The organism is Dactylosporangium sp. NPDC005555 (assembly GCF_040605635.1).
Classification (GTDB): Bacteria; Actinomycetota; Actinomycetes; order Mycobacteriales; family Micromonosporaceae; genus Dactylosporangium.
In genome coordinates, this window is the sequence record NZ_JBEXDG010000060.1 from 19,527 (window position 1) to 32,315 (window position 12,789).

Consider the following 12,789-nt stretch of genomic DNA (forward strand, 5'->3'; position numbering starts at 1 on the left):
TTATCGAGGGAGCGGGACGACCAACGGCGTGCCGGTCGCCGGGTCGGGGACCACGAGCGCGCGCAGCCCGAACACGTCGGCCAGCAGCTGCGGCGTCAGCACCTCCTGCGGAGGGCCGGACACCACGATCCGGCCGTCCTTCATGGCGACGAGGATGTCGGCGTACCGCGCGGCGAGGCTCAGGTCGTGCAGCACCATCACCACGGTCCGCCGCAGCTCCCGGTGCAGCCGCGCGGCGAGGTCGAGCACGTCGATCTGGTGCGCGAGGTCCAGGTAGGTGGTCGGCTCGTCGAGCAGCAGCAGGTCGGTGCCCTGCGCGAGGGCCATCGAGATCCACGCCCGCTGCCGCTGCCCGCCGGACAGCGCGTCGACGGGCCGGTCGGCGAGATCGATCATGTCGGTCCACCGCAGCGCCTCGGCGACGATGCCCTCGTCGGCCCGCGACCACTGGCTGAACCAGCTCTGGTGCGGGTGCCGGCCGCGCATCACCAGGTCGGCGACGGTGAGCCCCTCGGGCGCGACCGGCGACTGCGGCAGCACCCCGACGATCTTCGCGACCTCCCGGGTCGGCGCCCGGTCGATCTGCCTGCCGTCCAGCAGGACCTGCCCGGCGGCCGGGCGCAGCAGCCGGCCGAGGGCGCGCAGCAGGGTCGACTTGCCGCAGCCGTTGGGCCCGATGATCGCGGTGATCGCCCCGTCGACGACGTCGACGTCGAGGTGCTCGGTGACGGTCACGTCGCCGTACGCCAGGCGCAGATCCCGGGCCTGCAACCGTGAGGTGGTGCTCATGCGATGGTCCTCCTTGTGCCGCGCAGCAGCAGCCACAGCAGGTACGGTGCGCCGATCATGGCGGTGAGCAGGCCGGCGGGCAGTTCCCGGGGCGCGACCACGATGCGGGCGGCGAGGTCGGCGCCGACCACGAGCAGCGCGCCCAGCAGCCCCGACACGATCACCGGCGGGCGGCTGCCGCCGCACAGGCGCAGCGCGATCTGCGGCACGACGAACGCGACGAACTCGACCGGCCCGCCCGCCGACACGGCGGCGGCGGCGAGGGCGACGGCGATCGCCACGACCGCCAGCTGGGCCGTCTGCAGCCGCAGCCCGAGCGCGCGGGCGGTGTCGTCGCCGAACTGCAGGACCCGCAGCGCGACCGCGGCGGCGACGGCGAGCGGAGCGAGCACCAGCAGGGCGGCCGCCAGGGGCCGCACGTTGCTCCAGTCGCGGCCGCTGACCGAGCCGGTGAGCCAGATCGTGGCCTGCTTGGCGTCGACCAGGTCCGCGCGGACGAGCAGGTAGGACACGATCGCGCTGAGGACCTCGCCGACGCCGAGCCCGACGAGGACGAGGCGGTAGCCGTCGATGCCGCGCTTGTAGGCCAGGACGTAGATGAGCGCGGCGCTGACCGTGGCGCCGAGCAACGCGGCGAACGGCACGCCCAGTATGCCGCCGGTGATGCCGCCGAGCACGATGGCGGCGACCGCGCCGACCGCCGCTCCCCCGGTCACGCCGAGCACGTCGGGGCTGGCCAGGGGGTTGCGGGCGAACGTCTGGGTGAGCGCCCCGGACATGGCCAGCGCCGCACCGACGAGCAGCGCGCACACCACCCGGGGCATGCGCAGCTGGAGCAGGATGTGCTGCTGCGCGCGGGTACCCTCGCCGTTGAGGACGTCCCAGACGGCGCCGGGCGGGATGGGGAACTCGCCCCGGCCGACGCTGATCACGGCGAGCGACAGCGCGAGGGCGAGGGCGAGGACGCCGACGACGATCGCGCGCAACGGCACGGCGGCGGACACCGGTCCGGCGCGCAGCACGACCCGCCCGGGCAGCGGCAGTGCGGTGACGGCGTCGCCGGTCTTGCGCGGCGCGCGGGGCAGCACGGTCACGACCACACCGGTCCGGCCCCGCGCAGTGTGCGAGGCGCAGTCAGCACGGCCTTGCGCGAGGTGCGCGGCACGGGCAGCACGGTCGCGACGGACCTGCGCCAGGTGCGCGGCACGGGCAGGACCGTCACAGCGCCACCAGGCGGACGCGGCGGACGAGGTACACGAAGAACGGCGCCCCGAAGACGGCCAGGACGATGCCCGTCTGCAGCTCGGCGGGGCTGGCGACCAGGCGGCCGGCGACGTCGGCGATCAGCACCAGGCAGCTGCCGAGGCACGCCGAGTAGGGCAGCAGCCAGCGGTGGTCCGGCCCGGTGATGGCGCGGGCGAGGTGCGGCACGACGAGGCCGACGAAGCCGATCGGCCCGCACGCGGCCGTCGCCGCACCGGTGAGCAGCATGATCGCGGCGACGCCGACGGCACGGGCGGCCCCGATGTGCTGCCCGAGCGAGCGGGCGACGTCCTCGCCGAGACCGAGCGCGTTGAGCGCGGGCGCGTTCACCGCGGCCAGGACGAGACCGGCGATGATGAACGGCAGGACCTGCCAGGCGACGTCGAGGTCGCGGCCGGACAGCGACCCGACGACCCAGAAGCGGAAGCTGTTGAGCGACGCCGCGTCGGACAGCAACACGGCCGAGGTGAACGAGCTCAGCAGCGCGCTGATCGCCATGCCGGCGAGGGCGAGCGTGACGGGGGTGGGGCCGCCGCGCTGGGTGGCGCCGATGCCGAAGACGACGAGGCTGGCGGCGAGCGCGCCGCCGAACGCGAACCAGATGTAGCCGGTGAGCGAGCCGACGCCGAACACGGCGGTGCCGAGCACGACGGCGAACGACGCGCCCGCGGACACGCCGAGCAGGCCCGGGTCGGCGATCGGGTTGCGGGTGTGGCCCTGGATGAGCGCGCCGCCGACGCCGAGGGAGACGCCGACGAGCACGCCGAGGACGGTGCGCGGCAGCCGCAGCTCCCGCACGACGGCGGTCGCGTCGCCGCCGTCGGGGGCGACGATCGCGCCCCACACCTCGGCCGGGTGCAGCGTCTGCGCGCCCAGGCCGAGGCTGAGCAGCACCGACACGCCGGCGAGCAGGACCAGACCGGCGAGCACGGCGACCCGCGCCCGCCAAGGAGACCGTGCCTTGACCAGGGTGACTACCGCGTCAGTCTTCGTCATCGTCGTGGTGGTCGAGGTTGACGGTGCCGCGCTTCCAGTACCCGTCGACCTCGACCCAGTCCCGGGGCAGGCCGATGGTGCGCAGGTAGCGGCGGATCGGCTTGAGCGACCCGGCCTCACCGGCGACCCAGCAGTACCCGGCGCCGGGCGGCACCTCCAGGCCGCGGATGGCCCGCTCCAGGTGGCCGCCGTCGATGCTCGTGTCGCGGTGCAGCCACACGAGCGTCGTGTCGGCGGTGACGGTCAGGTCCTGCTCCTCGGCGGCGTCGGCGACGTCGACGAACGCGAAGACCGGCACGCCGGCCGGGACCTTCTCCAGCCAGGCGGCGAGCGACGGCAGCGCGGTCTCGTCGCCGGCGAACAGGTACCAGTCGAAGTTCATCGGGTTGATGTTGGAGCCGCGCGGGCCGAGGACGCCGAGCTGCTGCCCGGGCGCGGCCTGCGCCGCCCACACCCCCGCCGGGCCGTGGCCGTGCAGGACGAAGTCGATGTCCAGCTCGCGCCGCTCGGGCCGCAGGTGGCGCACCGTGTAGTCGCGGAACGTGGGCCGGGGCGAGCCGGGCGGCGGCGGCTCGAGACCGTCGGGGCCCAGGGTCGGCATGACGGGCAGCTCGGCGCCGGGCTCCGGGAAGAACACCTTCACGTGGTCGTCGGGCGCGGCGTAGCAGAACCCGTCGAGGTCCTCGCCGGTGAGCGTGACGCGCACGGTCCGCGGCGTGACCCGCCGCACCCTGGCCACCTCCAGCAGCCGGGGCGTGAGGTCGTGCCAGACCATCTCGATCTCGCGGGCCGGGGTCGTCATCGGGGCTCCCTGGGGTCTGCGGAGGCGGGGTCTGCGAAGAATTCGAGCAGGGCGGCGTTCACCGGCGCGGGCTGCTCCAGGTAGCCGTAGTGCCCGGCGTCGGGGATCTCGGCGTAGCGGGCGCCGGGGATGGCGGCGGCGAGCTCCCGCCCGCGGGCCGCCGGCGCGACCAGGTCGTCGGCGAAGGACAGCACCAGCGTCGGGGTGCGGATCCCCCGGTACGCGGCGAGCCGGTCGGTGGTGATGTCGACGCCGTGCTGCGCGTGGACGCCCGCGTCGCCGATGTCCGAAGTGGACATTTCGAAGATGTCGAGCCAGTCCTGCGCCGCCCGCTCGTCCTGCAGCGTGCGCGGCGACAGGTTCTGCATGGCCCGCATGGCGGCGTCGTACGCGGCGGGCAGGCGCACGTGCTCGTCGTACAGCGACTGCTCGGCGGCGGCGAGCGCCCGGGAGTACGCGTCGGGGCGGCCACGGCTGGCCATGAGCACCGCCTGGCGGGCCAGGTCGGGGCGGGCCACCAGCAGCTCCTGCACAATGTGGGCGCCCATCGACGAGCCGACGAGCCGGCACGGCCCGCCGACCAGCCGCTCGATCAGGCCGGCGGTGTCGGCGACGAGGTCCGCGACGGTGAGGCCGGGTCCCGCCGGGTCGCTGGGGGCGATGCCGCGGTTGTCGACGGTGATCGCCCGGTACCCGGCGGCGACGAGCGCGGGCACCTGGTGCAGCCGCCAGGTGCGCCCGCCGGCGCCGGCGCCGGGCAGCAGGACGACGGCGTCGCCGCTGCCGGTGTCGTCGTAGTGCAGGGTCACCGCACCGGTGTTCACGAACGGCATGGGTGGGTCCTCATTGGACGATCGCTCCGGCGGCCATCCGGATCACCCTGGGGAAGGCGTCGATGGTGGCCTGTCGGTGGGCGATGACGATCAGGGTCCGGTCGGCGTGCAGGTGGCCGACGGCGGTCTCGAGGCGGTGCGCGGTGACGGGGTCGAGGTCGGCGGTGGCCTCGTCCAGGATGACCACGTCGGGCTCGACGAGCGCGGCGCGGACCAGCCCGACGAGCTGCCGCTCGCCGGCGGACAGGTGGGCGCCGCGCGGGCCGAGGTCGGTGTCGAAGCCGTCGGGCAGCGCGGCGACCCAGCCGTCCAGGTCCAGGGTCCGCACCGCGCGTTCGAAATCGGCGCGGCCCGGGCCGCCGGGCGCGAGCGCGAGGTTGTCGGCGAGGGTGCCGGTGATCAGGTGCACCTGCTGCGGCACGAGGATGACCCGGCGGCGCAGCTCGGCGGACGGCAGGTCGGCGAGGTCGGTGCCGCAGTAGGTGACCGTGCCGCTGTCCGGCGTGTACAGCCCGGCGAGGAGCTTCGCGAGCGTCGTCTTGCCGGAGCCGGTCTCGCCGGCGAGCGCGACCCGCTCCCCCGCCTCGAAGCGCACGTCGACGTCGTGGAGCACCTGACGGTCGGGGCCGTAGGAGTAGCTGATCCGCCGCGCGACGAGGCTGCCCGTCGCGGCCACGGGCCCGGCCGTGGCCCGCTCCGGCCTCCCGGTGGTCCGCAGCAGGTCCAGTACCCGGGCGAGGCCGACCTTCGACTCGACCATCTCGCCGATCACGTAGGTGAGCTCGTCGGCGGACCCGAAGAGCTCCCGGCTGGCGAGGACGAACACGACGACGGCGCCGACGGTGAGCGCGCCGGAGGCGACCATGGAGCCGCCGGCGACGAGCAGCACGGCGGTGACGACACCCTGCACGATCCAGGCGGTCTCCAGCCAGCTCAGCGACAGCTGGGTGCGCCGCACCGTCGCCTGCAACGCGGTGAGGTCGTCCTCGAGCCGGTCCCGCCAGCGGGCCTGCGCCCCGGCGATCTGCAGCTGCTCACGCGCGTCGAGGCTTTCCTGGTACGTCGCGGTCACGGTCGCCTGAGCGGCGGCCTCGGCGGCGTAGGCGGGCTCGGCGGCGGCCCGGAAGCGGCGGCCGAGCAGCCACATCATCGGCACGAACAGCGCCGCGAGCAGCAGCGCCAGGGGCCACGAGTACACGAGCAGCACGACGGTGCTGAACACGACGTAGCCGGTGAGCGAGATGAGGTCCGGCACCTGCCCGCGGACGAACGCGGCGAGGTCGGCGATCTCGACCGTGACGCGGTGCAGCAGGTCGCCGCCGCGGTGCGTCTCCACGAACCGCAGCGGCGCGGTGCTGAGCCGCTCGACCGCGAGGTCGCGCAGGTCCCGCACGACGCGTTCGCCGGCGCGGACCAGCAGGACCTCGGCGAGCCGGAGCAGCAGCATCCGGGCGATGACGAGCCCGATGACGCCGCCGGCGAGCCACAGCAGCCGGTCCCGGTCGCGGGCCAGGATCGCGTCGACGGCGCCGCCGATCGCGACCGGCACGAGCGTGAACGCGAGCGTGGACAGCAGGTTCACCGCGACGGCCACGCCGAGCGTCACGCGGTGCGGGCGCAGGTGGGGCCACGCGCGGCGCAGGACCCGGCGCTGGTCCGGCTCGTCGGACAGCCGCGGGACGTCAGCCACCGATGCTCCCGGCGGTCACGGCCTCACGGGGGTCGAGGCTGGTGTCGAGGCTGATCAGGCGGTCGGCGCGGGCCATCACCTCGGGCCGCGACGTCGCGGCGACGACGGTGGTGCCGGGCGCCCAGTCGCGGAGCCGGTCGAGGATCGCGGTCTCGGTGCCGGCGTCGACGGCGGAGGTGACGTCGTCGAGCAGCAGCACGGGTGCCCGCCGCAGCAGGGCGCGGGCGACGGCGATGCGCTGGACCTGCCCGCCGGACAGGGTGCTGCCGCGCTCGCCGACGAGGGTGTCGTAGCGGTCGGGGAGGCTGCCGACGAACTCGTCGACGGCCGCGACGTGGCACGCACCGTCCAGATCCGCGTCCTCGTCGATGCCGAGCAGGAGGTTCTCCCGGATCGTGCCGGACAGCAGCTGGGGGCGCTGGCCGACGATGGTGATCGTGCGGCGCAGGTCGGCGAGGGCGGCGTCGCGCAGGTCGACCCCGCCGTAGGTGACGGTGCCCCCGGCCGGGTCGGCGAGGCGGGCGAGCAGCCGCAGCAGGGTGGTCTTGCCGCTGCCGACGAGCCCGGTCAGGACCACGAACTCGCCGGGCCGCACGCGCAGGTCGGGCAGGTGCAGCGGGGCCCGGTCGGGCAGCTCGACCCGGAGCCCGGCGGTGGCGAGCTCGCCGGTCCTCGGCAGCGGGACGGCCTTTTCCGGTTCCTTGATCGCCGGTTCGGCCTCGAGCACCTCGGCGATGCGCCGACCGGCGGTCCAGGCCAGGCCGATGACGCCGAAGCGGTCGGTGAGCGTGATGACCTGCAGGCTGAGCAGCGCCATCCAGGTGGTGAAGGTGAGGAGGGTCCCGACGCTGATCCGCCCGTCGAGGACGGCGAGGCCGCCGGCGAGCAGGCCGACGGCGCTGGCGATGGCCGGCACGAACGGCGCGTGCGCGGACCAGCCTGCGGCGATGCGGGCCAGGGCGACGGTCTCGCTGGTGACCTCGGCGCTGCGCGCGTGGTGCCGCTCGACGAGGACCCTTTCGCCGCCGAGCCCGCGCACGGCGGTGCTGGCGGACAGCAGGTCCTCGACGGCGTCGGCGCGGGTGGAGTGGGCCTCGGAGACCCGCCGGCCGGCCCGCTCGAAGCGCGGCGGGTACCAGAGGTTGACCAGGATCAGCACCGGCACGGTCGCCACACCGACGACGGCGAGCGCCGGGTCGAGCAGCGCGACGACGACGACCGCGCCGCAGAAGCCGAGCACCCCGCTGAGCAGCGACGGTGTGCTGCGCAGCCAGGTGTGCACGGCCTCGGCGTCGCGGGTGCCGCGGGTGACGAGGTCACCGTGGCCGAACCGGCCGACAGCGCCGCGGTCCAGGCGCAGCACGGCGGCCGTGAGCCGGGCGATGAGCCGGTTGCCGGTGCGGCTGGCGCCGATCGCGGAGAACCAGCGCATGCCGAGCTCACCGGCCGTCAGCAGCACCGAGACGCCGAGGACGGCGCCGGCCCAGCCGAGCAGCGCCCCGCGGTCGCGTCCGGTGATGCCCTCGTCGAGCGCGCGGCCGAGGCACCACGGCAGGAGCACGAGGCCGCTCTGGTACGTCAGCCCGAACAGCCAGGCGACGAACATCCTGCCGCCCGTTTCGCGCAGCCCCCAGGTCATCAGGCCCAAGGCCCCGCGCTGCGCCACTGACATCCCTCCATCAACCGAGTTAGGCCAGCCTAACCTACTCTACGGCCGCTGGAGAGGGAAGGGCACCGGCCCGGATCGCGGCGGTGGCGCCGGTCACTGGTCGCGCAGCAGGCGGCCGGCGCCGGTGACCCGGTCGTCGAGCCCGTGGGAGCGCAGGGCGTGCCACAGCGTGGCGGCGTTGATGGCGACTACGGGCTTGCCGAGCTCCTCCTCGAGACGGTCGGCGAGCGCGACGAACGACAGGTTGGTGCCGACCTGCACGACCGCGTCGATGTCCGGGGCGTCCAGCTCGGCGACGACGGCGCGGAGCCGGTCGGCGGGGACCTTGGCGATGTCCAGCGCGGTCGGGCAGCGCAGGCCGGTGATGGCGGCGACCTCGAAGCCGGCCTCGGTGAAGAACCGGCCGACTTCGCGGTCGGCGATCGGCTGGTACGGCGAGAACACCGCGACCCGCCGGCAGCCCAGCTCACGAAGGGCGGCCCGGCAGGCGCTCGCACCGGTCGTGACGGGCAGACCGGTCAGCGCGTGCAGGCGCCGCTCGAAGGCGGCGTTGCCCTCCACGCCACCCCAGAAGGTCTCGGCGGACATGCCCATCACCAGGCGGTCGGGCTCGGCGGTGAGGACGTCGCGGACGGCGGTGTCGATGGACGCGCGGATCTGCCCGAGGAGTGCGGTAAAGCCGGCGTCGTCGGCCATCGCCGGGTCCGGGATGTACATGGACCCGGCGCGGTAGGCGACGCCGGGCACCCGTGCGGACCAGTAGTCGTGCTCGACGACGGTGTTGGTGCTGGGCACGATGACCCCGAAGACGGCCCGGGGTCCGACGGCGTTGGTCACGGAAACAACCTCCCGGCGGTGGTGTCGACGATGCGGTGCGCGCGGGTGCGGGCCGCGGGCCGGTCCAGCAGCAGCGCGTCGAGCAGCAGCGGCGACACGATCGCCGCGACGGCGTCCTCCCGGTCCGTGGCGGCGACGCCGGCGGCGCGCAGCACGGTGTGGAACGGTGCGAGCAGGTCGCTGACATACCGGTGCCGCAGCCGCACCGCGGACGGGTCGCTCGCCGCCGCGACCACCAGGGCCTGCAGGAACGCGCCGACGGGCCGGTCGCGGAGCCGGTCGCACAGCTGGTCGACGGCGGCGTGCAGGTCCTGGGCCAGGTCACCGGTCGGCGCGGCGGGCGGCATCGGGGCGACGTCGATGAGGGCGGCGAGCACGGCGCCGGGCGTCGGCCAGTGCCGGTAGATGGTGGAGCGGGACGCGCCGGTGACCTGGTGCAGGCGCTGGGCGGTCAGCGCGGCGGCGCCCTCGGCCAGCAGCAGCTGGAGGGCGGCGGTGAGCACGAGGGTCTCGGTGTCGGTGGTGGGGCCGGCGGGCCGGCCGGGGCGGGTCACGAGCGTTGACGGTACACCTTGTACGCGAAACTGTTTAGCGATACATTCCGCACCGGAAACTCAGCCCTGACCCTGGAGGCCGCCATGCGCCCGCACGTGGAGATCGTCGACGAGCGTGACCTGATCCGGCACGTCGCGGAGTTCCAGCACGCCGCCGGTGCCGCCGAGCAGCGCAACCTCAGCTACGACGAGGAGGACGGGTCGGCGTCGCTGAAGGTCCGGTTCACCGGCGACTGGTCGCGGCCCGCCGGGGTGCACGATGCCGACACGGAGTGGTTCGTGCTGTCCGGCCGGGTGGTCATCGGCGACGTCACGCTCGGCCCGGAGGGCTACTGGACCGCGCCCGCCGGCGTCTGGACCCCACCGGTCACCGCCACGGCGGGCACCGAGATCCTGCTGTTCCGCGAGCACGGCGACTGGACCTTCGAGCCCGCGGACCAGGACCGCGACGCGGTGCGCCCCGACCAGCGGCTCGTCGTGCTCGACAGCGCCGCGATGCCGTGGATCGACGTCAAGGACGGCAGCCCGATGCGCTTCGACCTCGGTGGCACGCCGGTGCCGGGCCTGTTCATCAAGCTGCTGCACCGCGACGTGAAGACGGGCTTCTACACCCGGCTCATCAAGGCCAAGCCCGGCTGGCGGGAGGTGCCCCTGGCGCACCACCCGTGCTCCGAGGAGGCGTACTGCCTCGACGGCGGCTTCGACTACAACTTCGGCAAGATGTGGCCCGGCACCTACTTCTGGCGCCCGCCGCTCATCCGGCACGGCGACTTCACCGCCGACGCCGCGACCGGCTGCACGTGGATCGTGCGCTCCGACGCGGACCTCGTCGACTGGTACACCGACAACGCCCGCGTCCAGATGCACGGCGACGCCACCAACTGGGGCACCGGATATCCGCACAGCGCCGCGCCGCGCTTCATCGAGCCGGTCCGCTCCCGCAGCGTCGGCCGCTGGAGTGACCCCACCTACCAGTGATCAGGCGGTCCCGCCCTGTGGTGGAACGGTCCCGGGTCTGACCGGCGGACGCCGCGCCGGGGTGAAGGCGGGGCGTGGTCACGGACGAAGGCGGCGACGGCGCGTGCCGGGCGGCCGGTGATCGCCTCCACGGATGCGGCCGGGATGTGGTCCGGATGTGGTCAGCCGCGCTTGCGGAACGGCTTGAGGGTGGCGCGGATCAGGTCCGCCGCACCCCAGTCGTGGTCGAGCTGCGCCACCACGGCGAGGTGCTGCCGCAGCTGGATGATCGGCATGCGGTCCCGCCAGCCGGTGTCGAGTGAGGTCAGCTCCGCGTAGACCGCGAAGAACCGCCGCGCCTCGGGCGGCGGCGAGGCGGACCACACATGGGCGAGGTCGACCTCGGCCCACGTGTAGGACACGGCCGGGTCGATCAGCGCGGGACGGCCGTCCGTTGTGGACATGACGTTCGGCGCCCAGAAGTCGCCGTGCGTCAGGCAGGCCGGCCTGGCCGGCAGGAGGTCGGGCAGCCGGTCGCACAACCGCTCCAACGCCGCCCGGTCGCCCGGGTCGAGTGCCGCCTCGACGCGCGGCTCGGTGAGCCACCGCAGCAGCCGGTGCCGCGTGAAGAACGCATACCCGTCGTCCTCCCAGGTGTTGACCTGCCGGCGCCGCCCCAGCCAGTTGTCCCGGTGCCAGCCGAACCGCGGGTGCGTCGTGCCCATGTGCAGGCGGGCCATGCTGTGTGCGACCTGCTCCCAGAACTGCTCGTCGCCGGGCCTCGGCCGCAGCACCGACAGCACGAGCAGGTCCCGGCCCGCCAGGATCACGTCGGGCGTCGCCACGCCGCCACCGTGGTCGCGCAGCGCCGCCAGCCCGTCGGCCTCCGCGACGAAGACGTCGCCGCCGGGCGCATCGTCGAATGCCTTGACGAACACCGGTGGCGCGTCCCGGCGGGTCGCTATGCCCGCGAGCGCGGCGAGGCCGCCCACGACCGGCTCCACCGCGACAACGTCACGCATCCCGGCCCGGCGCAGGCCGTCCAGCAGCAACGCCGTCACCGCGTCCCGCCGATCACGGCGCTCACGTCGGCTTCGCACCGGGCCGCCAGCTGGGAGCGCAACGCTTCCGGGACCTCGGCACGCGGCGGCCCGGTCCAGCCGCGGCAGGCGAAGAGGGCCGCGGCGCCGTCGAGGTGGACCGGTGACAGCGGCGCCGCGAGCAGGGCGGCGATGTCCGCGCCGGTCACCACGATCCGGGCAACGCCGGCAACGCCGAGACCGACCGGGCCGGCGTCGATGATGAGGACCTCGGCCGCGGTGACCAGCATCCCCTGGAGCCGGGCCGAGGAGGGCGCCTTCGGCCGTCTCGTCATGGCGGAGAGGCTACCGCGACCGCCATCCGGACCGTCGCCACCGGCACCGACCTGCGTGACCGCCTCGCCGCCGTGACCGCCCCGACGCTCGTGCCGCACCGCCGCAACTGCCTCAACGTCGACGTCGGCCACGCCCGCTACCTCGCCACCCACCTGCCGGACGCCCACCTGCGGACCGTCCCCGGCACCGACGCCCTGTGGTTCATCGACACCGCGGACGTCCTCGACCGGGCGGTCGCCTTCCTCACTGGTTGACGGCCGGACGAAAGGCTCGTGAACGGATCCCGCCGGGGCGCTCGGTGACGCGTCCGGCGGACTAGCGTGCGCGCCATGAGGGTTCGGCACATGCTGCTGGCGCTGACCGTCGTGGGGCTCGCCGCCTGCGACACGTCGCACCCGCCTGTCGTGGCCCCGGCGCGTGACACCTCGGCGCCGCCTGCCGTCACGGCCTCCGCCCCGGTGCCGCGGTCGCCGAGCGCGCGGGCCGGTGCCGGTGCCGGTGCCGGTGCCGGTGCCGGTGCCACCACCGCGCCGGCCACGCGGGTGTGCCGGGCGACGGACCTGCGGGCGAGCGCCACGAACCACGAGTCGCACAGGGTGCCGGCGCCGTGGGCGTTCGATGTACTGGTGTCGCTGACGAACCGGTCCTCCAGTGCGTGCACGCTCAACGGATGGGCCGAGTTCACGATGGTCGGGAAGGCGCAGCTCTGTGACGACAACCCGTTCGTGGCGTCCCCGTGCGCGCCGGATCTGCGGGCGCGACCCGAGCAGCAGGTCAGCCGGGTCGATCTGCGGCCGCCGCAGCTGTACGTGGTGCGACCCGGGGAATACGTGGCGTTCGACGTGTTGTGGAACCATCAGATCGTCGCGCAGGCCGAGGATTGCCCCGGGCCGTGGTTCGCCGATCCGTACGAGGCGGAGATCCGCGTGCCGGGCGACAGGGCGCCGATCATCCTGCGTCCCGTGCCGCTGCAGCCGTGCCAGGGGAAGGTCGGCGTCACCGCCCTGGGCGTGACCCTGTAGG

Annotated in this window: 14 protein-coding genes; 3 read left to right on the forward strand and 11 right to left on the reverse strand. The window is 74.5% G+C overall.

Annotated elements, in window-relative coordinates:
• The 9 genes from ABZS58_RS41395 to ABZS58_RS41435 all read right to left on the reverse strand — a co-directional run bounded on the left by ABZS58_RS41395 (position 1) and on the right by ABZS58_RS41435 (position 9,433).
• Positions 1 to 789 (reverse strand): ABC transporter ATP-binding protein, encoded by a 789-nt coding sequence (locus ABZS58_RS41395; RefSeq protein ID WP_354789301.1) that lies wholly within the window; start codon positions 787 to 789, stop codon positions 1 to 3.
• Entirely contained in the window at positions 786 to 1,883 is a 1,098-nt protein-coding gene (locus ABZS58_RS41400; protein WP_354789303.1) for an iron chelate uptake ABC transporter family permease subunit, read from the reverse strand. The genes ABZS58_RS41395 and ABZS58_RS41400 overlap by 4 nt, the downstream gene beginning before the upstream one ends.
• Before the next feature lie 124 nt (positions 1,884 to 2,007).
• Entirely contained in the window at positions 2,008 to 3,048 is a 1,041-nt protein-coding gene (locus ABZS58_RS41405; protein ID WP_354789305.1) for an iron ABC transporter permease, read from the reverse strand.
• The gene (locus ABZS58_RS41410; protein ID WP_354789307.1) at positions 3,035 to 3,850 is read right to left on the reverse strand and encodes a siderophore-interacting protein; all 816 of its coding nucleotides are present in this window, start codon (positions 3,848 to 3,850) and stop codon (positions 3,035 to 3,037) included. The genes ABZS58_RS41405 and ABZS58_RS41410 overlap by 14 nt, the downstream gene beginning before the upstream one ends.
• Entirely contained in the window at positions 3,847 to 4,683 is an 837-nt protein-coding gene (locus ABZS58_RS41415; protein ID WP_354789309.1) for an alpha/beta hydrolase, read from the reverse strand. The genes ABZS58_RS41410 and ABZS58_RS41415 overlap by 4 nt, the downstream gene beginning before the upstream one ends.
• A gap of 10 nt (positions 4,684 to 4,693) precedes the next feature.
• Complete coding sequence (locus ABZS58_RS41420) at positions 4,694 to 6,373, reverse strand: ABC transporter ATP-binding protein (RefSeq protein ID WP_354789310.1); 1,680 nt, start codon at positions 6,371 to 6,373, stop codon at positions 4,694 to 4,696.
• Positions 6,366 to 8,039, reverse strand: coding sequence for an ABC transporter ATP-binding protein (locus ABZS58_RS41425; protein WP_354789312.1), 1,674 nt, complete (start codon positions 8,037 to 8,039; stop codon positions 6,366 to 6,368). Before ABZS58_RS41425 ends, ABZS58_RS41420 begins: the two co-directional genes overlap by 8 nt.
• A gap of 96 nt (positions 8,040 to 8,135) precedes the next feature.
• Entirely contained in the window at positions 8,136 to 8,879 is a 744-nt protein-coding gene (locus ABZS58_RS41430; RefSeq protein WP_354789314.1) for an arylmalonate decarboxylase, read from the reverse strand.
• A complete protein-coding gene (locus ABZS58_RS41435; protein WP_354789316.1) occupies positions 8,876 to 9,433 on the reverse strand; it encodes a TetR-like C-terminal domain-containing protein in 558 nt (185 codons plus the stop codon). The genes ABZS58_RS41430 and ABZS58_RS41435 overlap by 4 nt, the downstream gene beginning before the upstream one ends.
• An 84-nt stretch (positions 9,434 to 9,517) precedes the next feature.
• Between ABZS58_RS41435 and ABZS58_RS41440 the strand changes: the two genes are divergently transcribed.
• Positions 9,518 to 10,411 (forward strand): DUF4437 domain-containing protein, encoded by an 894-nt coding sequence (locus ABZS58_RS41440; protein ID WP_354789318.1) that lies wholly within the window; start codon positions 9,518 to 9,520, stop codon positions 10,409 to 10,411.
• A 161-nt stretch (positions 10,412 to 10,572) separates the two neighbouring features.
• On the opposite strand, the gene ABZS58_RS41445 is transcribed toward ABZS58_RS41440, so the two are convergent.
• Positions 10,573 to 11,451 (reverse strand): fructosamine kinase family protein, encoded by an 879-nt coding sequence (locus tag ABZS58_RS41445; protein WP_354789320.1) that lies wholly within the window; start codon positions 11,449 to 11,451, stop codon positions 10,573 to 10,575.
• Positions 11,448 to 11,765 carry a hypothetical protein gene (locus ABZS58_RS41450; RefSeq protein ID WP_354789321.1) on the reverse strand — a complete coding sequence of 106 codons (318 nt, stop codon included), beginning with the start codon at positions 11,763 to 11,765 and terminating at the stop codon, positions 11,448 to 11,450. The genes ABZS58_RS41445 and ABZS58_RS41450 overlap by 4 nt, the downstream gene beginning before the upstream one ends.
• Positions 11,766 to 11,837: 72 nt before the next feature.
• Between ABZS58_RS41450 and ABZS58_RS41455 the strand changes: the two genes are divergently transcribed.
• Both ABZS58_RS41455 and ABZS58_RS41460 read left to right on the forward strand, forming a co-directional pair.
• Positions 11,838 to 12,020: a hypothetical protein gene (locus ABZS58_RS41455; RefSeq protein WP_354789322.1), complete on the forward strand. Its 183-nt coding sequence runs from the start codon at positions 11,838 to 11,840 to the stop codon at positions 12,018 to 12,020.
• Positions 12,021 to 12,095: 75 nt separating this feature from the next.
• Positions 12,096 to 12,788: a DUF4232 domain-containing protein gene (locus tag ABZS58_RS41460; protein WP_354789323.1), complete on the forward strand. Its 693-nt coding sequence runs from the start codon at positions 12,096 to 12,098 to the stop codon at positions 12,786 to 12,788.
• Position 12,789 lies beyond the last annotated feature (1 nt).

Coding starts and splice junctions, on each gene's coding strand:
- ABZS58_RS41415 (WP_354789309.1), bottom strand. CDS start 4,683: ATGCCGTTCGTGAACACCGGTGCGGTGACCCTGCACTACGACGACACC.
- ABZS58_RS41410 (WP_354789307.1), bottom strand. CDS start 3,850: ATGACGACCCCGGCCCGCGAGATCGAGATGGTCTGGCACGACCTCACG.
- ABZS58_RS41405 (WP_354789305.1), bottom strand. CDS start 3,048: ATGACGAAGACTGACGCGGTAGTCACCCTGGTCAAGGCACGGTCTCCT.
- ABZS58_RS41450 (WP_354789321.1), bottom strand. CDS start 11,765: ATGACGAGACGGCCGAAGGCGCCCTCCTCGGCCCGGCTCCAGGGGATG.
- ABZS58_RS41440 (WP_354789318.1), top strand. CDS start 9,518: ATGCGCCCGCACGTGGAGATCGTCGACGAGCGTGACCTGATCCGGCAC.
- ABZS58_RS41460 (WP_354789323.1), top strand. CDS start 12,096: ATGAGGGTTCGGCACATGCTGCTGGCGCTGACCGTCGTGGGGCTCGCC.
- ABZS58_RS41395 (WP_354789301.1), bottom strand. CDS start 789: ATGAGCACCACCTCACGGTTGCAGGCCCGGGATCTGCGCCTGGCGTAC.